We start from the raw sequence: 22,764 nt of genomic DNA on the forward strand, positions 1-22,764 counted from the left end.
GCAGGGAACGCCGAGAGACGAAGCCAGGAGTCCGCGAAAACGTCGCATCGTAGAGAGCCACACCCCAGCATCCCAGGCCTGCGAGCCTGCTGCCTGAGCAGGCCGATCGGAAGATGCGCGGTCAATTGCTCGTAGCGGGAGGGACTCGCAGGCGTGACGTTGGTCAGCGCTCTCGCACTGGCGTGATCAGGACTCCGCCGAATCGCGCCTCGGAGTAGTCCCGCTCGCGTCCATCAACCCACACCCGCGCCGAAATGCAGGGCAGTGGTTCGTGCTCGCCGTTCGGCCAGTGCAACACGAACCCGCCGCCGTACGACGCGTTCGATCCAGCCACGCGTGCACCGTTCGCATCTACGGCGCGAGCCTCGCATTCGAGGCACAAGTATTCGGTGTAGCGATCGGATTGGGCGACGTGGGTGCCGCAGTTCGGGCAGGGCTGCATTCCGCGGGCACCAGGGAGGAACGGACTCATCTGACGAGCGTATGCCGAACGGCGCGCGAGCTGTTCGCGTACGGCCGGCTGATTGCCATCGGGCACGGCCCGGAATGGTGGAGCTGGGTTCGGAGTGTCCCGCTCCCCCAGCCTGGCCCGCTGAGGCATCGCAAAACCCGCGGGTTGTGAGAGTGAGGGTGATCCCCACGAGTACGGGATTCCTCGCCCGCCTTCCGCTAGTCGTCGTGGACACGCCGCCGGACCGTGTCCGCCCTAGGCCAGCTGGAGGGGAGAGTATGGGGCGGTGAGCACCCATTTCGACAAAACGTTCCGGGCCGATCCGCGGTTTGCGCGCAAACGAGTCGCAGGTCTCACCTGGTTCGGGATCGCGCTCATCCTGGCGGGCTTCGTCTGCATCGTGTTCACTGCGCAGAACTTCATCCCTCTCGCCGAGTGGGCCCGCGAGGGAGGCGAGGACTCGGCACTGGTTCGCAATCGCATGGCGGGCATCACGCCGCTTGTCATGATCGCGATCGAACTCGTTGGCATCGCTTGGGGGGTGTACCTCCTCATCGTCGGCGCTCGCCCGTGGCATGTCGCTGCGACCGGGACCCGGCTGCGCAAGCGCTACTACGGCTTCCATCTCAGCGATCAGACCTTCTCTCACGAGGCGCACCGGCGATTCGCGACCGGTGATCCGTCAGTGTTCGCGCCCTTTCCTCACCAAGTAGATGGCGGGCAGACGGTCGTGATGATCTGGACAGCCGACGCCGACCAGACCGCGTTCGTCGGCATCTCCTGGGACCAGAATCGGCGACGCACGCACAATCTGCCACTCATCTCGCACACTGGCCCGCGCTATCAGGCACTCGACGCCGCGCTCCGGAACAAGCTGTACAAGCCGCTGCCCGACGAGCACAATCCACTGCTGCGCCCCGGCACTCGACCAGCAGACTGAGCGAGCCGATCAGCCGCCGAACGAGTCCAGCGGTGTCCGCTGCCCTTCTCGAAACTCGTCTAGGGCCCGCTCGAAGGAGTACGACGAGGACCGGTAGAGCACGGATCCATCGTGCGCGACGAGGATCATGCCGCCGCCGCGAATCGATCGGAACACCGCGACTCCCCCATCGAACGGGGCCGCGGACACGGGATCTTCAAAGACCTTCCCCCGCTTCTCGTTGACGGTGCAGAAGAGACGAAATCCCGAGTCCGCGAGTCGGCGGTCCGATGCCGAGAGCCGTCCCCAATCGACCGAGGGTGGCACGGCATCCCCACGGCTGACGGGAACGAGGATGGGCGATAGGGCCGGTGATCCCGCCGCGTCGAGGTACGACTCGCGGATCTCCTGCGGCGTCGAGCGCAGCAGGTGGGTGAAGTCGCGGGCATCCCTTGCTGCGGTGATTCCAGCATCGGCGATCTCGATGCCCCGTTCGGAGCCGTCTGTCCCGCGCACGGACACCCACCCGGGTGCGACGGGCTCAAACCGCAGGCCTTCCGCGATCTCGACGGGAGGAGCGGGCTCGACGAGGAGGGGGAGCCTGAGCTGGGGAGCGTGCCGGGCAGCCGGACCGAACTGCAGCAGCAGATAGCGCTCAACGTCCTCGGCGCCGCGAACTCGCATCCTCGTGTCATGTAGGCCACGGGAGTACCGGCGGACGCACCACCATCCGTCAGCGTCCGAGACTTCATAGCCGGTCTCGAAGTCACCGACGAGCACCGTGTCGCCACGTGCGGTCACCTCGGCGCCGCCGAGCGCGACGAACTCCCGGAAGGCCGTCGAGAACAGCCACTCGGGCGACCACGACAGAACGACGGGCGGGTTCACCTGGGGTTGACCGACGTCGAAGACGGGAGATCCGTGTGGGTCCAGCAGTGCTCGTCGAAGGGTCCCGAGGGGCACGGCCATGAGGTGACTGAACGTTTGGGGCTCCCAGGGAACCCCGCGAAGGAAGGTCACTGTTCGGCTCGGATCGGCCACGCTCCAGAGACGAACGTTTCCCTTGCCGTCGGTCGCCGACTCGGTGCCAGCGGAGAGCGCTGGCTGAGTGCTTGTCGCCAGCAGCCCGAATCCGTGCGTCCCCCGGACTGATGCGTTGCCGATGAGGAAGGTCAGGTAGCGCTCGACGTCCTCGAGTCGTGACGCCTGAAACTCCGTGACATAGCTTCCCGATCGCGACGCTCCGGCCACCAGATAGCCGGCATCGCTTGATCGGACTCGGTGGCGCTCCTCGCCACCCCTGCTCCACACTTCGACGCCCTCACCGTCGCTGCCGACCGCGTACCCAGCCAGCCCGATGAACTCGGCGAACATCGACGAGGGACCGAGTGCGTTGAGAAGCGTCACGCAAGCGACGGTAGCGTGCCCGGGCCGAGGGAACCCTGCCGGGTCTACCCGACCCCACCGTGCCTCGAGTGCCTGCAGTCGAGGCACGGTGGGGTTTACTCGGCCGCGTGAAGCAATGTGGTCGATGCAGCCCCTTGCAGGCGGTGCATCTGTCTCAGAACCTCTGTCGCCTCGAAACCCATGGGTTACGAGAGGAGGTAGCTCGTTCTGGTTCGCTAACCCGCGCGGTCTCGAGGAGGCGCCGAAGGTCGCAGACCTAGACTGCGGCTATGTACGACGGTTCGTTCCTTCCCCTGCCCGTAATGATCATCGCACTTGTCGTTGTCTTGATTGTCGGTGGCTTCCTGGCCTACCGATCCCGGAAGAACCGATAGTCAGCAGCGCGTTCACAGACCATCAAGAGACTGGTCGAGTTTGAGTGGCGGGCGATATAGCCTCCGTCTTGGTCGGTGTTGACTCGCCTGTTCCTTGAGTGTCTGCGCTCCTGGTCAGTCGCTCGCGGGAGCGACGGGACTACTGGATCAATCATCTAGCGCATCGAAAACACTCTGAGGCCTCTGTGGAGCTGTACGTCTCATAACCTCAACGTCTCGAAACCCATGGGTTTTGCGAGCATACTTCTGCAGTGAGTCGATCTAGCCTGGGTCGAAGATGTGCCCCAGGATGCCGCTGGTCAGCGTGAGCCAGACGAGCACGACCGCTGCTCCTAGGCTCACAAGCAGCGTGAGTATTTTCCTGTTCTCGTTCGTTGGCATGTCACCAGCTTGCATGCTCGCCATCTGCAGGCAGCCATGACGGTTGCGGGAACCGAGGCGCAGTCGTCGTGGTGACGTCGCGCGCCGAGGTGTGTTGGGGTTCGTTCTCTACTGCGTGAGACACCTCAAAACCCATGGGTTTTGCTCCGGGGCGCGCCTCCGGAGATCACCTGCGGCGGGTGGGTTGCCCCGGGACGGCGCGAATCTGTCTAAAAACATTCGAGTATTGCAACTTGTGCATATGTGTGGTGGACTGGCGTCGTGAACGCACGAGATGGCTTGTCTGAAACTGCCCAGCTCTTCAAGGTGCTGGGTTCGGAATCGCGCCTGCTGCTCGTGCGGCTTATCAGCGAGGGCCCATCGCCGGTGAACTCACTCGTGGAACGCAGCGGCTTGTCCCAGCCGCTCGTCTCGCAGCACCTCAGGAACTTGCGCTCTGCCGGTGTCGTCACCTCGACGAGATCTGGACGCGAGGTGCTCTACCAATTGGCAGACCACCACATCGCGCACGTGATCGACGACGCCATCACGCACGTTCTCGAAGAGCACTCCCCCCAACTGCAATCTGAACCCAAGGAGCACCACGCATGAGCACCACAGACCTGCACGCCGAGCATTCCGTCGACGAGCACGCGCACGGCGAGAACTGCGGCCACGACGCCGTCCAGCACGGCGACCACGTCGACTACGTGCACGGCACGCACAAGCACGCCCTGCACGAGGATCACTACGACGAGCACGAGAGCGTCGCAGAGCACTCCCCTGAGCAGCACGCGCACGGCGAGAACTGCGGCCACGAGGCGGTCCAGCACGACGATCACGTCGACTACGTGCACGATGGCCACAAGCATGCAGCGCACGAGGGTCACTACGACGAGCACTGAGCTCGACACGTGAGCCAGGGGTTGGGACGGCAAGCCGTCCCAACCCCCTTCGCTTGCCCGAAGGCCGTTGAAACTCATCGCGCTGGCCTGAGGAAGAAGCTGGTGAACTCCACCCGCACCACGACCCGCCCAACTCGCGTCACGAGAGCGTCGGCTACTGGGCGTCATGGATGCGTGACGCCGGTGCGAGGCCTGGTCAGCCGTCGCCATCGGCCATCGGCCATCGGCAGGCCTTCCACGCGTTCCACCGTGTTCGCGCCCCGGTTTTGGGTCAGCGAAGTGAGGTGACGAGCACGGCGGAGGCGATGCTGTTCACCGTCACGTGGAGGACCAGCGCACCCCACAGGGACCGATGGAAGACGCGCAGGCCGCTCAATGCGAATCCGAGAACGAGGTAGTAGGGCACGAAGATCAGGTAGCCGTGCACCGCGGCGAAGATCCCTGCAGTTGCAATGACCGCTGCCAGCGTGCCCCAGCGTTGCGTGATGCGAGCTTGCAGCAGGCCGCGGAAGTACAGCTCTTCCCACAGCGGCGTCAGCACTGCGATCGCGAGTACCGCGACGACGAGCACTCCCGGTTGCGCTCCATGGATCGCGGTGTCCAGACGCCTCCCACCGGTGACCTCCCCTCCAGCGATGAGGGCCGCAACGAGCGCCTGCATTCCGACAGCCGCGACGATGGTGGCAGGAACCTGCCACGCGAGGTGCAAGAGCCGCCAGCTGGGGCGCGTGACCCCGAGGGAACGGGCGGTAACCCCTGTGGCCTTGATGACTGCGCAGAGGGCGCCGAGACACCCGAGCGAGTGAACTGCAAGGCCTGCAGCGACGACCTCCGGGAGGAGAGCGCGTGGCTGCGGGGCAGAGGTCAGCACAACCGCAACCCCGATGGCAACGAGCAGCGTCACCCCCAGCACGGCACCTGTGGCCAGAAGCACCGTGCGCCATGAGGATTCCGCGGCGCCGAGCCGGTTCGGGTCGAGAGTGGTTGTCACGGAAGAAGTCTGCCCTCCCGTGAGGGAGCAGACATCGCCTCTTCGACTCATTGAACTCCGCTAGCCACCGTGATAGCGCCTTCGTTGCCGCACCGACTCGGAGCCCGGACAAGTCGGTACCCTTGAGAGGATGAAATCTCTCCCCGTCGTCTGGGGCACCCTGGTCGGGATCTTCCTCGCCGCCGTGTGCACGGCTTCAGCCATGATGCTTCCACTCGGCCGACGGACTCGGTTCCTGGACCCGGAGCTCGCCATCGCCATCGCGATGCCTGCGGCGGTCGTGGCACTGACCGTCGGTCTGCTCCTCGTCGCGCTTCGACCACCCTCCCGACAGGGCTTTGCGGCGACCGCGGAGACGTTCGGGATCACCGTGGGGGTCCTTCATATGCTGATCTTCGGGTACCGCTTGATTGTGGGCGCGGGAGATGGGCGAGGCTTCACCCCTGGCATCGTCCACGTTTGGTGGGCGTATGCCGCCGCTGCGTCAGCGCTGCTCGCCGTGTTCGCGCTCCGCGTGGACAGAGCGAGACGCTCCCTCACCCCCAGACACGGCCCAGGCAAGCGAGGAATTCGGGCGATGGCCGGCAGGAGGAGAAGCAGATGACGAACCCCGGTGAAGTGGGCGTCCATGTCGGCGCTGGTCGCAGCTTCGCGCAGCATCCCGCGGGATCTGCCGACACCCCGATCGAGGCGATCCTCGACGCCGCCGTCGTTTCGTGGTACCCGCCGTACCGCGCCAAAGTGCTTGGCGCGCGTGAGCGACTGCGCAGCGACGCGAAGAGCACGTTCGCCGCAAAGACGGCCGAACTGCTCGCAGAAGACCCGAGCCGCCGAGATCTGCTGGCGCCCGCCAGCTGGCGAAACGCCCTCCGCATCATCGGGTTCCTCGCAGCGGCCACCGCACTCGCGAGCATCGTCACCGGGCTCGGCTTCACGCGAGGCAGCCAGGACCCCATCGACGCGACAACGGTCGCCATCACCGCCGGAGTCGCGAGCGTGATCGCGCTCAGCACCCTGGGCTCCTCACTCCTCTTCCCCTCACGCATGGGCACCCCTGGGCGCCTCGTCGCGCTGAGCCTCTGGCTCGGCACGGTCGGCTCCCTCGGATCAGTCGCCGCGCTGATGACTCGAAGGGAGACATGGGAGGCATCGACGCCGGTCTGGGTCACCCTCACGACCGTTGCCGGTGTCCTCCTGTTCGTGCTCGCAGTCCTGGTGATGCTCGCACGTCGCCCGCGCGCACATGGGCTTGCCCGCATGACCGAAGACGACGTGCGCGCGTTGCGCCTGCGCGCCCTCGCGGCGGCCCTCGATGACGCGACGCGGACCGTGGGATCGGCCTGGCAGCGGCTGCCCCCGGAGGTGCGCCGCGCACTGGAACGAGAGCGCGATGATGCGATCGCAGTGCTCCAGGAACGGGATTCGGAACGCATCGATGCGGACTGGCTGCGATCCGTCCCACCTGGCGTGCATGGATTGCCGCACGCGGCCGACGAGGCGCACGCGGTCATGCACCTCGGAGGCGCGCAGCTCAGCGCTCGAACACAACCAGGGCGCTACGGATACTTCGTAAAGCGAAGCCGCCTTGAACACCCGAGAGACTCAGAGCGGCGCCTGCGCTCAACCCTCCCGGCCGAGTAGCTGAGCGTCTTGGAATCCATTAGCTTTCCAAGACACCCCCATTCGTCGGACATCCCGTGTGGCGTATCGCCTACGTGCAGGTTCGTCAGAGTCTCGGAAACTCGTCTCGCCGCGGAACGTTTCGGCCTGCGTTCGTGTCGGTCTTTTTGAAGCACCCAGATCGAGCGAGCGACACCAATGCACTCGAGTCGACACCGCTGTCCTCGACGTGCAGGGCCAGCTCAAGGGCCTGCCGCGCCACGAGCCCCGGCTCGCTGGCGGTGACGACGTGCCCTGACTCCTCGGCCCGAACGTGCACGGCCCCCGGATGCGCGGCGACCGTCTCGTGGTGCGCCGCGATGAGCGGCCCGCGCGTGCGATCCGCTGACGTCTCCTTCATGCCCGAGATCACCCGCATCGGCAGGTCGCCGAGCCTCGGTGGGCGCGACCGCAACCCGGCGAGCTCGCTTCCAACCACGCGCTGCTCCGCGGATGCCGCGCGCGCCGCCACCGGGTTCGCGGATGCATCCAGGGCCTGCGCCGCCGCGACCGGTTCCATCCCCTCGACGAGACTGCGCAGCTGCACGCGCAGCAGACCGAGACGGGCGGCCGGCTCCAGCACCGACGCCGCGAATGCGAAGAGGCGCCGAGTCGACGGCCGGAAGTACAGCGACGCGTGCTCATCGCTCTGGTCGACGAGCACGAGCCCGTCCATCGGCGCGCCAGCCGACAGGCGGCGAGCTGCCAGGCGCCGAACGATCGGCCCGCCCCAACTGTGGCCGACGAGCACCAGCCGTGACGGCTCCTGCGCGTTCACGACCACGTCGAGGTCGTCGGCGAGGCGGTCCAGCGTGCGCGGTGCAGGATCCGGCGTGCTCTCCCCGTACCCCGCCCGCTCGTAGGCGACGACCCGCACGCGCTCCGCGAGCATCCCGTGCACGAGCCCCCAGTACAGGCCGCTCGCACCCAGGCCCGCCTCGAGCACGACCACGGCGCCCGAGTCGCGCGGCCCGCTCGCGAACGTGCGCAGGCAACGACCATCTGGGGTCGTCACGAAGGCGGCGGAGTCGATCATCCCGGCAGACACCTGCTAGGAGATATCCGAACCAGAGGGAGCGCCTTCGGCCTCCGCCGGCGTCGCACGCGAATCGTCCTGGGCGCTGAGTTGACGAACACTGGGCGACTGGAACCCGTCCGGCACTGTCCTCCAGCGACGTGTCAGCCGACGGAGATGCTCTTCAACTGCCTGGCGCGCACCGAGCGTGTCGCGTCGCCGAAGTGCGTCGAGGATCTCTCGGTGCTCTTCGAGTGTTCGTGCGGGGTCCGAGGGGTACCCGTCTCGGTGTTGGTAGTGAGAGCGCAGAAAAGTGTTGATCGGTCGGCAAACAAGCTCGAAGAACGGGTTCCCGCTCGCGAGCGCCATCGTCTCGTGGAACCGCATGTCCGCATCGAGGAACTCCTCGCGGTCGATCTCGTCGCCTCGATCGAGCGCAGCTTCTCCCTGTGCGAGGCTCTCTTCGAGCTCCTGCAACGCCTGTGTCGGGGGGTCGATGGCGACCGCGGAGGCCACCTGCACCTCCAGCGCGAGCCGCAGCTCGAGCAGTTGATCGAAAGTTCCAGCGCTCGCGAGCATGAGCAACGAGAACTGCTCTGCGATACGCGCGCCATCGAACTTCGCGACCGTCATGCCCCGGCCCGGCGAGACGGTCACGAGCCCCCGCTGCTCGAGCACCTTGGCAGCCTCGCGAACGACCGAGCGGCTAACCCCGTACCTTTCCATGAGCTCGAGTTCGGTGGGCAACCGCAGGTTGGGGATGAGTCCCTGGCTGACGATCTCATGCTGAAGGTCGTGGGCGATGCGCTCCGACAGTCGCCGCCGGCTTTCCGTCACACCCTGGGTCATATCTCGACTGTACGGGGTCTGCAGACCGCCTCGTGTGAAACGAGCAGACCCCCTCCCAGCTGACTCGAGCTCTCCGGCGGGTGGCGCGGACGCGTCACCCTCGACCCCCTGAAGGTGTCCATGAGGCTTCCTTCCAAAGTCGTCAGGCGAGCGAGCTGGCCGTGGCGAGATAGAGGAGGCTGGCGGCGATGGCACCCAGGAACGGGCCGAGGACTGGTACCCAAGCGTAAGCCCAGTCGGCGCCACCCTTTCCCTTGATGGGCATGACCGCATATGCGAGGCGCGCACCGAAGTCTCGGGCGGGGTTGAGTGAGTAGCCGGTCGGGCCACCGAGCGAGGAACCGATTCCGATGATGACGAACGCGACTGCGGCGTAGCCGAGACCCGAATTGCCGAAGCTGAGGCTCGCCGGGTCAGCCGGATCGGTCAGACCGAGCCCTGGAGAGACCAGCAGCCAGGTGATCAGCACGAAGGTGGCGATCGCCTCGGTGACGAGGTTCCAACCGTAGCTGCGGACCGCCGGACCAGTAGCGAAGATGCCGAGGGTCGCCTCGGGATTCGGTTCCTCGTCAAAGTTCTTCTTGAACGCCAGCCAGCACAGGAACGAGCCGATGAAGGCACCGACGAGCTGCGCAACCCAGTAGAACGGCACGAGATCCCAGGGCGTCTTGTCACTGATGGCGAGAGCCAGAGTGACCGCGGGGTTGATATGTGCACCTGACTTCCAGGCGACACTCGCCCCGATGAACACTGCGAGACCCCAGCCGAAGTTGATGAGCAGCCAACCGCCGCCCGAACCTTTCGACTTCGCGAGAACGACGTTCGCGACCACGCCGCAACCCACTACTAAGAGCAGAGCGGTGCCGATGGTCTCCCAGATGAGGATCTGGCTGATTGTAGGTTCCAATTCAGGCCTCCTTGCCTGCGGCCGTCGACGTCTGCGACGGCGCGTTCGAGCTCGCGACGGCCGGGGACCTCGGTGTCCCCTTCACGCCATGTCGCGAGTTGCTGCCTCGGGAGAGATCACGCTGGCCCGCCCGGGCAGAATGCTTCTACTCGTGCACCGTCCAGCCACCGTCGACGAGCATGTTCTGGCCCGTGATGCCGCTCGTGCTCGGTGATGCGAGGAAGAGCACGGCGTTGGTGACTTCGCTCATCGTGAGCAGGCGTCCGATGGGGATGCGCGATTGCAGACGAGTGAGCCATTCGTCGTTCTCGAGGTTGTGCTCAGTCATCGGTGTCAGAACGTAGCCCGGGCTGACCGTGTTGACGTCGATGCCGTGCTGCCCTCCGGCGACAGCGAGGTCCCGGGAGATGGCCTGCACGCCCGCCTTCGTAGCGGCGTAGACGAGATGGTGGCCGTCCGTCGTGGTCGCTCGATGCGATGCGATGTTGATGATCTTGCCCGACTTCTGAGCGACCATGACCCGGTAGGCGTGCTGCGCGACGAAGAATGTCGCCTTGAGGTTCACGTCGTTGAGCAGATCCCATTCCGCTTCCGTGATGTCCTCGGCCGCTGTCCGATTCGCCAGTCCCGCTGCGTTCACGAGCACATCGACGCGCCCGAAGCGCTCGACGACGGCCGACATCGTCGTCTCGATCTCGACGACCGAGCGCAGGTCGCATGCGAACGCGGTTGCAGACCCCGGGCCCTCATCGCAGATCTGCCCGGCAGCCTCTTCAGCTTTCGCGAGCTGCACGTCGAGTATCGCGACGGTCGCCCCACGTGATGCGAGACTTCGTGCGATCTCCCGACCGATGCCGCTCGCGGCCCCCGTGACGACACAGATTCTTCCATCGAATTCCATGTGCGGACTTCCTTTCCTCGTGATGGTGGCCTGCGCGTGTGCGAGGCGCGCTCAGCGCGCCAGCTGCTGATGGAGAGCCCGGAAGAAACCACCGTCTGCGAGCGACTCGTATCCCAGGACGAAGCGCTCGTATGCCTTGTCGTAGGCGTCGTAGTTGTCGGGGTTCGGCTCGTACACCTCTCTGATCCGAACGGCGCGTTCGGCAGCTTCATCGAGCGACGAATAGACGCCGAGGCCGATCCCGGCGTACATGGCAGCCCCGAGACAGCCCGTCTCCGAGACCTCGAGAACCGACACCGGGACCTTGTACATGTCTGCCTGGATCTGGTTCCACACTGGCGAGTTCGTGGCCCCACCAACGGCGCGAATCTCGTTCACCGGGATACCCACCTTGCGGATGGACTCGATGTTGTCGCGCATCTCCAACGTGATGCCCTCAAGAACGGCACGGGCCATTTCCGCTTTCGTGGTTCCGAGTGTGACGCCGAGGAAGGCGCCCTTCGCGTAGGGATCCGACCGCGGACCACTGCCGGCACCCTGGAGGTACGGGAGGAAGACGAGTCCATTCGAACCGGGACTCACGGCCTCGATGGCCTTGTTGATGAGGATGTACGCGTTGCCGTCAGGGCCGAACTCCTTCGCCATGGCCATCTCGAGCGAGCAGATCGTGTCACGGAACCACCGGTAGCAGCTTGCCGAAGCGATGGAAGCGGCCTCGACGGTGAAGTTGTCGGAGCCGGAGTTGTTCTTGAAGATGAGGGTGCCGTTGGGGTCTCGTCGCGATTCCTCTGACGCGACGAAGGTCGCGCCATAGGTGCCGATGACCGTGATCGCGGTGCCCTCGTGGACGAGCCCCCCGCCCATGGTCGAACAATTCTGGTCCATCGCTCCGACGCAGAGGAGCGTGCCCTCGGCGAGACCGGTCCGGATGGCGACGTCCCGCGGAACTCGCCCCGCGATCGAACCGGCCTTGACGATGCGGGGGAGCAGGTCGATGTCCAGGCCGAGCGCGTCGACGATCTCCTGGCTCCATTCACCGGCGTCGATGTCGAAGATGCCAGTTCGGGATGCAGTGGCGGTGTCGTTGACGAACCAGTCTTCAGCGCCGAACTCCTTGAGGAAGAAATCCTGATGGTGAGAGATTCGCCTCGTGCGGCTGAAGCTGTCCGGCTCATGGTCTTTGAACCAGAGGTATTTCGTCAGGCACGGGACCGTCGCAACCGGGTACCCCGATATCTGGTACAGGCGTTCTGGGTCGATGTACTCACCGTCTCGGATCCGCTCCACGTACTCGACTCCGCGCACGTCCTGCCAGCCGATGAACGGTCGAATGAGTTGGTCGGTCTCGTCGAGCGCGCCGAACACGGAGCCCTGTGTGGAGATCGCGAGGGCTTTGATTTCCTCTGCTGGAACACCCGCGTCGCGGATGGCAGCGCGCACGGATTCGAACAGCGCTGGGGTCAGGTCCTCCGGGAGCTGCTCGACCCAACCCGGTTGAGGGTAGTAGCAGGGGTACTCGCGATAGTCAGTTCCGACGAGGTGTCCTTCCAGGTCGAAGACGCACGTCTTGCAACCCGTCGTGCCCGCATCGATGCCGATGAGATAAGTGGCCATTGGAATTCTCCTTCGAATTCGTGAGGTTTTCTGCCGGATGGTCGAGAGTCGGTCGGCCTGCAACCAGCAGGCATCGGGAAGGTTGTGGTGGCGGTTCTGCTACACGTTGGCGTTCACGTAGGCCGTCTTGTGGAGTGTGTAGAACTCCCGTGCAGCACGGCCCTGTTCGCGGTGTCCGTAGGAGGAGCCCTTCCGTCCGCCGAAAGAGACGTGATAATCGACGCCAGCAGTCGGTGCGTTGACCATGACCATGCCGGCTCGTGAATTCCGCTTGAAGTGTGCTGCGTGAGAGAGCGAGTTGGTGCAGATGCCTGCTGACAGGCCGAACTCCGTGTCGTTCGCGAGCGCGAGCGCCTCGTCGTAGTCGGCGGCTCGGATGACGGAGGCGACGGGACCGAAGACCTCATCTCGGCTGATCGCGTGTTCTTGGCGCGGGTCGAGGACGATCGTAGGCGACATGTAGTGGCCTCTCGCCTCGAGCTCGAGGCGCTCACCGCCCACGACCTCCGCACCTGCGATTCTGGCTTCAGCGATGAACTCGAGATTCTTCTCGAGTTGCGACTCGCTCACAACGGGTCCGATGATCGTTCCCTCGTCGAGCGCGCCTCCCACCGTCAGCTGCAGGAGGCGAGCCGTGAGCGCTGCGACGAACGTGTCATGCACGTCGTCGGTGACGATGATGCGGGATGAGGCCGTGCATCGCTGTCCGGTGGAGTAGTAGGCACCGTTAACTGCGGCCTCGACGGCGAGGTCCATATTTGCATCACCGAGGACGACGAGCGGGTTCTTGCCACCCATCTCGCACTGCACCCGCACTCCGTTCGCGGCAGCATCCCTCGCAATCTGACGGCCGGTTCCCACCGAGCCCGTGAAAGTCACGGCATCTACCCGGCCGCTGTTCAACAGCGCCGGACCGACTTCCCGCCCCGGCCCCATGACGAGGTTGAAGACACCATCTGGCAGGCCAGCCTCGTCGAGCATGAAGGCAAGCTCCCATGAGCATCCTGGAGCGATGTCTGCGGGCTTCATGACGACGGTGTTGCCGTAGGCGAGGGCCGGCGCGATCTTCCACGCAGGAATTGCCATGGGGAAATTCCACGGCGTGATGATCCCCACCACTCCGACGGGTTCGTGGGTCATCTCGACCGTGAGTCCGGGCCGAGTCGAGTCGAGCAGCTCACCTGCGTTGCGAATGGCCTCGCCAGCGAAGAACTTGAAGAGCTGCGAAGCGCGCAAGACCTCTCCACGCGCCTCGCCGATCGGCTTGCCCTCCTCGCGAGCGAGCAGGACAGACAGCTCCTCGGAACGTTGCGCGATCCGCGTGCCGACGGCGTCGAGCACGTCAAAGCGCTTCTGCACGCCGACGGCAGACCAAGCGGGCAGCGCGGCGTTCGCCGCCTCGAGCGCCGCGTCCACCGTTTCGGGTCCGCCGCGCGCGTACCGCCCGATCACGTCGGAGACGTCGGAGGGGTTGATGTTCTCGGTGCCGCGGCCGTCATCGAGGAAACGTCCACCGATGTAGTGGCCCTTGATGTCGTTCACGCTCATGCGCCCGCTCCTTCGGCGTTCGGCTTCTGCAGAGGCATCGCGAACGGAAAGGAGAAAGCTCCGGCCGTGCCGTCGGGCCAGCCGAATACGATCTCGTGGGCCATGCCGACGAAGAACCCGTTCTCGACGACACCGGGGATGCAGTTGAGCTCGACCGTCAGTTCCTCGATGTCACGAGCGATGTCGAGCTGCACGTCGATGATGAAGTTGCCGTTGTCGGTGACGACGGGAGCCCCATCGCGCTCGCGTCTGCGCACACCGACCTGCTCGGGGTAACCGTGCTCGACGAGCAGGCTGCGAATGGCCTTCGCCGTCGTGCCCCAGGAGAACTGAACGACTTCGATCGGGAGCGGGAACGCGCCCAGGGTCCCCACCGCCTTGGTGGCGTCCGCGACGACGACGAACTTGGCCGTGGCCCTCTCGACGAGCTTCTCCCAGAGCAGGCAAGCTCCGCCGCCCTTGATCATGGCCCCCGCAGGGTCTACTTCATCGGGTCCGTCGATGCACACGTCGAGCCGGTCGATGTCGTCAAGGTCGACGAGTGTGATGCCGAGCTCGAGTGCGAGGTCGCGAGTCCCCTTCGAGGTAGGAACTCCGACGACATCGAGTCCGTCATGCACTTTCTCTGCGAGTGCGCGCACGAAGTAATGCGAGGTCGTACCCGAGCCGAGGCCGAGCTTCGCACCCTCGAAGCAGTACTTTTCGGCCGCATAGCGCCCCGCTGCGAGCTTGGCGCGGTCTTGGTCGTCGTGTGTCCGAATAGGGCGGCGGGTCATTTCTGCTCCTCAGGAGTGGACGTGTGGGAAGGCGCGGCGGTGCCGAGCACGATGTCTGGAAGATCCTTGAAGGCTCGGAGTCGGGGGCCGTCGACCTCGGGGGGCGCCCAGGGCACAGCGAAGAACGGAACATCCGCGTTGCGCGCGCATCGCTGATCGATGGTCGAGTCGCCCACCAGCATGCTCAGGGCCGGGTCAGCACCCAGCTCGGCGATCGCAGTCAGCAGATGCTCTGCGTGCGGTTTGCTGTTCACGGGGCGGTCGCTGCCCACGACAGTCGAGAAGTACTGACCGACTCGCAGCCCGTCCAGCACGATCCGGGAGATCAGCTCAGTCTTGTTCGTGCAGACTGCGAGGGGAATTCCTGCCTCAGCGAGTATGGCAAGTACGTCGGCGACCCCCTCGTACAACGCCGTGTCGTCGAGTGGCCGCTGGCGATAGTCGGCCAGGTAGGCGTCGGCGATCTTGCGTTCATCTGGCACGCTCGCACCAGACGCGCGAATCGCGCCGGAGACAAGATGGGCAGGCCCTTCACCGAGCAACGGAACTACCTGCGCCGCTTCGAGCCTGTTCGCGCCGTAGGGGGCCAGCACTCTGTTGAGCGCATTGGCGATGTCCTGGCTCGAGTCGACCAGTGTTCCGTCAAGATCAAAGATGACACTCGTGTAGGTCATCGCGAGTACTTGATTCGGAGGTGCTTGGCAACGAGGTAGCCCCGCAGGCCCTCTCGGCCGTGCTCATACCCGTGGCCGGAGCCCTTTCTGCCACCGTAGGGCGCATTCATGATGCCGGCGTCAGGGTTGTTGACCGCGACGTTGCCGAATTCGAGCGCATGCCCGATGGTGAAGACCTCGTTGAGGTCGAGCGCGTAGAGATAGGCCGCGAGCCCGGCGTCCGTGCCATTCGCGAACGCGACGACCTCCTCCGTCGTCTCGTATGGAGTCACACCTACGACAGGGCCGAAGGTCTCCACCGTGGCCAAGACGGAGTCGGCGGGCACGTGGTCCACCACCGTGGGGGCAAACCATGTGCCAGGCCGGTCGAGGGGTGCGCCGCCCGTCGTGACCATGCCACCATCGCGGACGGCCGCGGCGACGTGCTCCGAGCAGCGTTCGACTATGTCGCGGTTCGTGACGGGGCCAACGTCGGGATCGTCGAGCCCCGGTGCGACGCTCAGCTTCGAGACCGCCTCTGTGAGCTTGTCGACGAACTCACGATGCACGGAGGAGTGCACGTAGACACGATTGATCGCTATGCAGATCTGGCCGGCATTGCGGAAGCCGCGCCGGAGACAACCGGCCACCGCAGCATCGACATCGGCGCTTGCCGTGACGATGAGCGGGCAGGATCCGCCGAGCTCCATCGATGTCGGCAACGCCTTCGCGAGTGAACGCGTTATGGCGGCTCCAGTATCCGTCGAACCCGTGAAGGCGAGCTTGTCGATGCCCGGATGCTCAGCGAGGGCGCGTCCCGCGACGTCAGCTCCGAGCACGAGGTTGGCGACGCCTGGCGGGATTCCAGCTGGCTCGAGGAGCGCAAAGAGACGCACGGCGCTCGACGGCACGTACTCGGACGGTTTGACCACGATCGTGCACCCAGCGGCCAGGGCTGCCGCGACCTTCCAGCCGATGAGTTCAAGCGGGTAGTTCCAGGGCGTGATCGCGCCGACGACTCCCACCGGCTCGTAGCGAATGATGCTCGTGACACCAGCTGCTTCGTTGGGGATGGTCTCGCCATAGACCCTGACCGCCTCTTCGGCGTAGTAGTCGAACGCGTCCGCTAGTTTGGCGGTCTCACCGCGTGACTCACCGATGGGCTTGCCCATCTCGACGGTGATGAGCCGTGAGAGCTCGTCGAGGTCCCCTCGCACGAGGTCGGCAAGTCGGTGCAGAAGCTTCGCGCGCTCGAACTCGGACACCTCGCCCCAGTACACGAATGCCCGTCGTGCGGCGGCGACGGCCGCATCTACTCCGTCGGCAGGCGTGTCTGGGATGCGTGTGACGACCTCCCCCGTCGCAGGATCGAGCACATCGATGGTCGGCGGCGCAGGCTCCACCCATTCACCTGCGATGAGGTTGCGGGGCACTGGCATGGTGGCGCTCATGGGTTCTCCTTGGTGATGATGGGGCAGCGCAACGGCTGCCCGGTCAGTGCGCGCTCCGCCTCTTCGGCTGCGAGACGCTGCAGGTTGTCGAGCGACGACGTGGAGTAGAAGGCCGCATGCGGTGTGAGCACGACATTCGGGCAGGCGCGCAGCGGTGAGTCCGGGGCGAGCGGCTCGGGTTCGAACACGTCGAGTCCGGCTCCACCGATGCGGCCGTCTCGGATGGCGTTCGCGAGCGCGTGCTCGTCGATGAGCGGGCCGCGTGAGGTGTTGACGATGATGCATCCTGGCCGGAGAGTGGCCAGGAACTCGCTGTCCACGAGGTGCTGCGTCTTCGGCGTGAGCGGCAAGTGGAGTGAGATCGCGTCGGCCTGGTCGACCAACTCGTTCGACTCGACGAGTTCGATGCCATGCTCGGCGACCGCCTGCGACGAGGCGTAGGGGTCGCTCGCTATGACGCGGAACCCGAAGGGCTTCAGCCGGTCCGCGAGCGATCTCGCGATGCGCCCGGCGCCGAGCAGCCCCACGGTGACCGATGGGAAGGAGCGGATCGGCCCCACGCTCCCGGGAGTCACCCAGCCGGCGTCTCGGATGCCCCGGTCATAGACAGGCAGGCGACGCAGCAGGCCCAACAGCAATGAGGCTGCGTGATCGGCAACCGTGTCGACTCCGTAGTCGGGCACGTTTGCGACAGCGATTCCGAGCCGGCGGGCCGCTTCGATATCGACGTTGTCGTAGCCGACTCCGTAGCGGATGACGGTTGCGTCGGTCGACATCGCGGCCAGCTGCTCTTCGCCCATGGGCGCGAAGTTGACGATCGCGACATCGGCGCCGCGCACCGCCTCCGTCGTCTCGTCCGATGACACGCACTGATGCACGTCGAGCTCGGCCCCCGTGCGTTCCGCGGCTCCCGCCTCGTGTTCGGTGTCGATGAAGGCATGGTCGGTGATGACGATGCGTGTCACTTGAGGAGCCCCCGATCGGCGAGGTTCGCCATGAGGCTCCTCGCGCCGAACGTCCACGGCGCGAGCGACTCGGCTGGTCGGACCTCGTTCACGAGCGCACCGATCAACGGATTGCTGATGAGCACCTCGTCACCGACGTGGTGCGTGAAGCCCTCGCCGTCGCCATCACGGTCTTCCGTCGGGGCGAACATCGTGCCCGTGAAGAGTGCGAAGCCGTCCGGATACTGATGATGTGGCCCCCAGGTGTGCGAGATGAGCTCCTCGAAGGTCCGGCTCATCTCGTTCACGCGCGACACTGCCTCCACGACGAAGCCGTCGCGGCCTGTGATGCGCATGCTGACTTCGCTCTGTCGTAGTTCCTCCAAGCCGAAGTCCTCGGTGAAGAGGCGGATGAAGGGTCCGAGAGCGCAGGACGCGTTGTTGTCCTTCGCTTCCGCGAGCAGAAGCGCGCTCCTCCCCTCGAAGTCCCGGAGGTTCACGTCGTTCCCAAGGGTCGCCCCCACGGCGCGTCCGGAAGCCGAGCATGCGAGCACCACCTCAGGCTCTGGGTTGTTCCATGTCGACCGCTCGAGCACTCCGACACAGGAACCGATCCCGACGGAGGAAAGGGGCTGGCCCTTCGTGAAGATCTCCGGGTCGGGGCCGATGCCGACTTCCAGGTATTGCGACCACAGACCCTCAGCGAGGAGACGCTGCTTGATCTCGGCAGATTCGGGGGAGCCTGGCGTGACCCGGGCGGCGTCGGCGACGGTCGCACCAAGCCGTTCACGGAGCGCCCGGGCGGCGCCTGGGTCACCCTTCGCGTGTTCCTCGATGACGCGCTCGACCATGCTCTTCGCGAAGGTCACGCCGGCGGCCTTGATTGCCGCCAGGTCGAAAGGCGCAAGGAGATGCGGCTGGGATGAGTCGCGGCTCAGGGATGCGCGAAGCACGTCGTGAAGCGACCAGGACCCCTCCCCGACTGCCTCGCGCACGTCGTCTGCCGGGTGGTCGAGATCGAGCAGGTCGCTCATGGTGGGGCCCATCGAGCGCGTGACATCGACGAGCACATCACCTCGCAGCGTGACGAGGTGCGGACCAACACCGGGGACCTCGAGACGACCGACGAGCACTGCTGCGGGGTCTGGCGGAATGGGCATGGATGGCTGGACGGATGTCATCAGCGGGGACATGGAACCTCCTTGGCGCTGCGTCGTTGCAAGAACCGTTTACATCTAAACATCCTATAATTAGGTCTGTCAATGTTGCCCATCAACCGGCGCCAACAGAAGCTAACTAATGCCAGTCAGCGCCTGAAATGCCGCATTTACCCCAACCCCGATCACTTGACAAGGGGGTTGCGCAGGCAAATCATCCGACAATGCAATCTCTCACGCGTCGTGGTCATCGCTGGCGGCGCCCATTTTGCCGGCGACATCCGCTCCGAACATGCAGGGTGCGAGGATGGCCGCAATGGATATCGAATTCTCGGCCATCGACGGCGGCACCGTCGAACTGCACGACGCGCGCCGCAAGCTCCGCCGCCGCGTGGAGCTCGAGCCGTTCGAGATCGGCGTCTACGCGGTCACCCAGTCGCAGCTCGGCGAGCTCCTCGGCGAGGCGACCGACGACGGGATGAGCCACCCCGACCGGCCCGCGACCGACGTCAGCTGGCTGCGCGCCATCCGCTTCTGCAACGCCGCCTCCGAATGGGAGGGCCTCGACCACGCCTACTCGTACGACGGCGAGCAGGTCACCTGGCACGTCGACTCCGACGGCATCCGCCTCCCCACCGAATCCGAGTGGGAGTTCGCGTGCCGGGCCGGGTCGACCGCAGCACAGTACGGGCCGCTCGCCGACGTCGCCTGGACCAGCCTCGACGGCGTCACCAGCCCGCAGCCGGTCGGCGGCAAGCACCCCAACCTCAACGGCCTCTTCGACACCCTCGGCAACACGTGGGAGTGGTGCTGGGACCTCCTCGACCCGGCCCGCTACGACGACTACCGCGTGTTCCGGGGCGGCGGTTACGCCGACGACACCTGGAGCGTGCGCGCATCCGTCCGCCGCGGCGGGGCGCCACGCATGCACCACGAGGACGTCGGGTTCCGTGTCGCCCGCGGTGGATTCGACGCCGAGAATGCGGCCCAGGGGTGGTCTGCCCGCGCGGACCGCGAGCGCGCAACACTCGAGGGGCCCACCCCGTTCGGGTGGACCCCGCTGCGCTGACGCATCCGCTGGCCTGACACGCGACTTAGTGGGCGGCTGAGCGGCTGCGAGCCCCGGATCAGACGGCGAAGGCGATGACCCCGGTGATGAAGAGGGTCAGCAGCGTCGTCCACAGCACGATGGCGACCGCCTGCCAGACGAGCACGCGCCCCTTCGAGATGCCGATTCCCGCGAGCGCCGCGGCCGTGAAGTGCGTCGGGAGCAGCAGCGGGCCGAGCAGGCTCACGCCGGCGACGCCGTAGCGGTTGAACGCGCGCTGGAACTTCTCGCGTCGGGCCGTCTTCGGCGTCGCGTCCTCGGGCGACTTCGCGAAGCGGGCCCGGATGGCAGCGCCGAGGTAGACGACAAGCGCCACGGCGATGAAGTTGCCGAGGGCACCCGCGATGGCGGCGATGACCGGGTTGATGCCGCCGATGATGCCGATCGTCGCGGCACCCTCACCCTCGATGAAGGGGACGGCACCGGCAAGCGCGACGACGAGCGGCTGCAGCCAGTCGGGCAGCTGCGCCATCAGGTCCTGGAAACCGAGGATGAGCTCTGCGATGGGGTTCATGGTGTGGCCTTTCGGAGCTGAGGTGGGCTGCCGCGTCGGGTGCCGCGGTGATGTCTCCATTCCACCCGGGATGCGCGGCGTGCGGCAGTGCCGCCGCGTCACCACTCCTCGTGAGGATGCGCGTGCGGGTTCGTGACAAATGTCACGGGCCGCTCGCCCACGCCTGGCCTACCGTGGTGGGATGAGCACTCCACGCATCGGCGAGACGGCGCTGGCCCGCGGCGTCACCGCCACCTGGTGGTACACGGCGGTGGGGGTCGCCTTCTTCGTCGCTCTCACAGCCCTGTTCTGGATCCTCTGGGCCTGGGCGGCGCCGGCACTCGACGCGCCCTGGCGGTTCCCCATCTCGATCGCCGGCAGTCTGGCCTGGATCGCCGCCAGCATCCTGCTGCTCCTCGACTACCGGCCGAGCGTGCTCGCAGCGCGCGACGGCGAACGGCACCCACCCTCGACGCTCACCATGACGGGGTTCGTGCTCGCGGCGCTCGGCGCGATCCTCCTCGGGCTCGGCACATCGTCGCTGCTGGCCGCCGCCGCGGTCGTCGCGTTTGTCCTCTCCGTCCGCCCCTGGACACCCGGGGTGCGGTGGCGGGTCGTCGTCGGCGCGACACTGCTCGTGCTCGTGCTCGTGTTCGTGGAGGCGTCGGCCTTCGCGACACAGGGCATCCCGGTGAGCGCGTTCTCGGCGCCCGCCTTCTTCGTCCTGATGGTGCCCTCAATGACCGCGTTCTCCCTCTGGTGGTGGGAGATCGTGCTCGAACTCGACTGGGCCCGCACCGCCGAGAGCCAGCTCGCCGCGACCCGCGAGCGCCTGCGCCTCGCCAACGACGTGCACGACCTGCAGGGCCACCACCTCCAGGTCATCGCACTGCAGCTCGAGCTCGCCGAGCGCCTCCTGGCGAAGGACCCTGCCGCGGCGGCCGAGCAGATCCGCGCCGCCCAGGGAGCCGTCAACGAGGCGCGCGCCGGCACGCGAGCCCTCGCCACGAGCTTCCGCGGCGTGCCCCTGCCCGACGAACTCGAGAACGCGGCCGACCTGCTGCGCGCCGCTGGCCACGACGTGCGGATGCACGTGGGAGCCGGTGCCGCATCCGCCCCCGCCGACGTGCTCGGCCCGATCGTGCGCGAGAGCGTCACCAACGTGCTCAAGCACGGCGACGGTGCCCGCGCCCGCATCGACCTCAGCCGCGACGGCGACACGTGGGTCTACCGCATGGTGAACGACGCGGCAGACCACGGCGGCGGTGCCGGAGGCGTGGGCGGAGCTGAGGGCGGGGCCGACGTCGCGTGGGGCAGTGGCCTGACCGGCATGGGCGAGCGACTCGAGGTCAGCGGCGGCAAGGTCGAGGCGTGGAACGACGGCACGAGCTTCACCGTGCAAGTGCGCCTGCCCGTCGGACACGCCCCGGTCGCCGGCACCTCCGACCTCCCCGCGACGACAGGAGAACACGCATGATCCGGGTGCTGCTCGCCGACGACGAGGACATGATCCGCACGGCCCTCGCCTCACTGCTCCGCCTCGAAGTCGACCTCGAGGTGATCGCCGAGTGCAGCACCGGCACCTCCGCCGTCGAAGAGGCGCTGCGCCTCAAGCCCGACATCTGCCTGCTCGACCTCGAGATGCCGGGCCTCGACGGCGTCGAAGTCGCCGAGCGCCTGCAAGGCCTGCCCGAGGTGCGATGCATCGTCGTCACCCGGCACGCCCGGCCCGGGGTGCTGCGCCGCGCGCTCGCCGCCGGAGTCCAGGGGTTCATCCCGAAGTCCCGCCGCGCCGAAGAGGTCGCCGACATCATCCGCCGAGTCGCCGCCGGTCGACGCTACGTCGACCCCGAGATCGCCGCGGACGCACTGGCCGACGAACGCAGCCCCCTCACCGACCGCGAGCTCGACGTGCTGCGCGCCGGACAGCGCGGCGAGACCATCGCCGAGATCGCCCGCAGCCTGCACCTCTCCCCCGGCACCGTGCGCAACTACGTGTCGTCGGTGCTCGGCAAGCTCGCCGTCTCGACGAGGCAGCAGGCGACCGTCGTCGCCCGCGAGCGCGGCTGGATCTAGCGCGGTGGCGCATCCGCCCACGCCGTCGCCTGGCGAACGTCTCGGGCTGGCGCTCGGCTCGGGATGGGATTCGTCTCGGGATGGCAACGTCACCTCGTTGAGGAAAACTTCCCTGAACGAAGCGAGGTTCCCATCCCAAGACAGCCGCGCCGCCGCCCCGCCGCGCGATCCCGGGCGGTGACCGCCACCCGGACCACATTTCGAGA

General features: G+C 66.3%; 22 protein-coding genes. 8 read left to right on the top strand and 14 right to left on the bottom strand.

Going from position 1 to position 22,764, the window contains the following annotated elements; all coding sequences use genetic code 11:
• Positions 1 to 737 precede the first annotated feature (737 nt).
• On the top strand, positions 738 to 1,391 hold the full coding sequence (locus C5B97_RS03235) for a hypothetical protein (protein WP_104310731.1): 654 nt from the start codon (positions 738 to 740) through the stop codon (positions 1,389 to 1,391).
• Positions 1,392 to 1,400: 9 nt separating this feature from the next.
• On the opposite strand, the gene C5B97_RS03240 is transcribed toward C5B97_RS03235, so the two are convergent.
• Positions 1,401 to 2,777 (bottom strand): Imm61 family immunity protein, encoded by a 1,377-nt coding sequence (locus C5B97_RS03240; protein ID WP_104310732.1) that lies wholly within the window; start codon positions 2,775 to 2,777, stop codon positions 1,401 to 1,403.
• A gap of 1,034 nt (positions 2,778 to 3,811) precedes the next feature.
• Between C5B97_RS03240 and C5B97_RS03245 the strand changes: the two genes are divergently transcribed.
• Together C5B97_RS03245 and C5B97_RS17870 are read left to right on the top strand one after the other, a co-directional pair.
• Positions 3,812 to 4,123, top strand: a complete 312-nt coding sequence (locus tag C5B97_RS03245; protein WP_258067893.1) for a helix-turn-helix transcriptional regulator — start codon at positions 3,812 to 3,814, stop codon at positions 4,121 to 4,123.
• The gene (locus C5B97_RS17870; RefSeq protein ID WP_181026891.1) at positions 4,120 to 4,416 is read left to right on the top strand and encodes a hypothetical protein; all 297 of its coding nucleotides are present in this window, start codon (positions 4,120 to 4,122) and stop codon (positions 4,414 to 4,416) included. The genes C5B97_RS03245 and C5B97_RS17870 overlap by 4 nt, the downstream gene beginning before the upstream one ends.
• Positions 4,417 to 4,687: 271 nt before the next feature.
• Here C5B97_RS17870 and C5B97_RS03255 read toward each other — a convergent pair whose 3' ends face one another.
• Entirely contained in the window at positions 4,688 to 5,407 is a 720-nt protein-coding gene (locus tag C5B97_RS03255) for a CPBP family intramembrane glutamic endopeptidase (RefSeq protein WP_181026892.1), read from the bottom strand.
• A 130-nt stretch (positions 5,408 to 5,537) separates the two neighbouring features.
• Here C5B97_RS03255 and C5B97_RS03260 point away from each other — a divergent pair, with 130 nt between their 5' ends.
• Both C5B97_RS03260 and C5B97_RS03265 read left to right on the top strand, forming a co-directional pair.
• A complete protein-coding gene (locus C5B97_RS03260) occupies positions 5,538 to 6,011 on the top strand; it encodes a hypothetical protein (RefSeq protein WP_104310735.1) in 474 nt (157 codons plus the stop codon).
• The gene (locus C5B97_RS03265; RefSeq protein ID WP_104310736.1) at positions 6,008 to 7,048 is read left to right on the top strand and encodes a hypothetical protein; all 1,041 of its coding nucleotides are present in this window, start codon (positions 6,008 to 6,010) and stop codon (positions 7,046 to 7,048) included. Before C5B97_RS03260 ends, C5B97_RS03265 begins: the two co-directional genes overlap by 4 nt.
• Positions 7,049 to 7,133: 85 nt before the next feature.
• On the opposite strand, the gene C5B97_RS03270 is transcribed toward C5B97_RS03265, so the two are convergent.
• From C5B97_RS03270 to C5B97_RS03320, 11 genes are all read right to left on the bottom strand, one after another.
• Positions 7,134 to 8,102 carry an alpha/beta fold hydrolase gene (locus C5B97_RS03270; protein WP_104310737.1) on the bottom strand — a complete coding sequence of 323 codons (969 nt, stop codon included), beginning with the start codon at positions 8,100 to 8,102 and terminating at the stop codon, positions 7,134 to 7,136.
• Between the two features lie 15 nt (positions 8,103 to 8,117).
• Entirely contained in the window at positions 8,118 to 8,930 is an 813-nt protein-coding gene (locus tag C5B97_RS03275) for a FadR/GntR family transcriptional regulator (protein WP_104310738.1), read from the bottom strand.
• Between the two features lie 142 nt (positions 8,931 to 9,072).
• Complete coding sequence (locus C5B97_RS03280; protein ID WP_104310739.1) at positions 9,073 to 9,837, bottom strand: MIP/aquaporin family protein; 765 nt, start codon at positions 9,835 to 9,837, stop codon at positions 9,073 to 9,075.
• 145 nt (positions 9,838 to 9,982) lie between these two features.
• Entirely contained in the window at positions 9,983 to 10,738 is a 756-nt protein-coding gene (locus C5B97_RS03285) for an SDR family NAD(P)-dependent oxidoreductase (protein WP_104310740.1), read from the bottom strand.
• Positions 10,739 to 10,789: 51 nt separating this feature from the next.
• Positions 10,790 to 12,352: an FGGY-family carbohydrate kinase gene (locus C5B97_RS03290; RefSeq protein WP_104310741.1), complete on the bottom strand. Its 1,563-nt coding sequence runs from the start codon at positions 12,350 to 12,352 to the stop codon at positions 10,790 to 10,792.
• 99 nt (positions 12,353 to 12,451) lie between these two features.
• Positions 12,452 to 13,900 carry an aldehyde dehydrogenase family protein gene (locus C5B97_RS03295; RefSeq protein ID WP_104310742.1) on the bottom strand — a complete coding sequence of 483 codons (1,449 nt, stop codon included), beginning with the start codon at positions 13,898 to 13,900 and terminating at the stop codon, positions 12,452 to 12,454.
• Positions 13,897 to 14,676 carry a ribose 5-phosphate isomerase A gene (gene rpiA / locus C5B97_RS03300; protein ID WP_104310743.1) on the bottom strand — a complete coding sequence of 260 codons (780 nt, stop codon included), beginning with the start codon at positions 14,674 to 14,676 and terminating at the stop codon, positions 13,897 to 13,899. Before rpiA ends, C5B97_RS03295 begins: the two co-directional genes overlap by 4 nt.
• Positions 14,673 to 15,350 carry an HAD family hydrolase gene (locus C5B97_RS03305; protein ID WP_104310744.1) on the bottom strand — a complete coding sequence of 226 codons (678 nt, stop codon included), beginning with the start codon at positions 15,348 to 15,350 and terminating at the stop codon, positions 14,673 to 14,675. Before C5B97_RS03305 ends, rpiA begins: the two co-directional genes overlap by 4 nt.
• Positions 15,347 to 16,780 (bottom strand): aldehyde dehydrogenase, encoded by a 1,434-nt coding sequence (locus C5B97_RS03310; RefSeq protein ID WP_104310745.1) that lies wholly within the window; start codon positions 16,778 to 16,780, stop codon positions 15,347 to 15,349. Before C5B97_RS03310 ends, C5B97_RS03305 begins: the two co-directional genes overlap by 4 nt.
• Entirely contained in the window at positions 16,777 to 17,745 is a 969-nt protein-coding gene (locus C5B97_RS03315) for a C-terminal binding protein (RefSeq protein ID WP_104310746.1), read from the bottom strand. Before C5B97_RS03315 ends, C5B97_RS03310 begins: the two co-directional genes overlap by 4 nt.
• Positions 17,742 to 18,917 (bottom strand): fumarylacetoacetate hydrolase family protein, encoded by a 1,176-nt coding sequence (locus C5B97_RS03320; protein WP_258067897.1) that lies wholly within the window; start codon positions 18,915 to 18,917, stop codon positions 17,742 to 17,744. Before C5B97_RS03320 ends, C5B97_RS03315 begins: the two co-directional genes overlap by 4 nt.
• A gap of 280 nt (positions 18,918 to 19,197) precedes the next feature.
• Here C5B97_RS03320 and C5B97_RS03325 point away from each other — a divergent pair, with 280 nt between their 5' ends.
• Positions 19,198 to 19,950 carry an SUMF1/EgtB/PvdO family nonheme iron enzyme gene (locus C5B97_RS03325; protein WP_104310747.1) on the top strand — a complete coding sequence of 251 codons (753 nt, stop codon included), beginning with the start codon at positions 19,198 to 19,200 and terminating at the stop codon, positions 19,948 to 19,950.
• A gap of 58 nt (positions 19,951 to 20,008) precedes the next feature.
• On the opposite strand, the gene C5B97_RS03330 is transcribed toward C5B97_RS03325, so the two are convergent.
• Positions 20,009 to 20,503, bottom strand: coding sequence for a small multidrug efflux protein (locus tag C5B97_RS03330; RefSeq protein ID WP_104310748.1), 495 nt, complete (start codon positions 20,501 to 20,503; stop codon positions 20,009 to 20,011).
• Between the two features lie 181 nt (positions 20,504 to 20,684).
• Here C5B97_RS03330 and C5B97_RS03335 point away from each other — a divergent pair, with 181 nt between their 5' ends.
• Positions 20,685 to 21,959: a sensor histidine kinase gene (locus C5B97_RS03335; RefSeq protein ID WP_104310749.1), complete on the top strand. Its 1,275-nt coding sequence runs from the start codon at positions 20,685 to 20,687 to the stop codon at positions 21,957 to 21,959.
• Complete coding sequence (locus tag C5B97_RS03340; protein WP_104310750.1) at positions 21,956 to 22,558, top strand: response regulator transcription factor; 603 nt, start codon at positions 21,956 to 21,958, stop codon at positions 22,556 to 22,558. Before C5B97_RS03335 ends, C5B97_RS03340 begins: the two co-directional genes overlap by 4 nt.
• The last annotated feature ends 206 nt before the right edge of the window (positions 22,559 to 22,764 follow it).

The sequence above is a fragment of the Pseudoclavibacter sp. RFBB5 genome (genome assembly GCF_002931555.1).
Classification (GTDB): domain Bacteria; phylum Actinomycetota; class Actinomycetes; order Actinomycetales; family Microbacteriaceae; genus Pseudoclavibacter.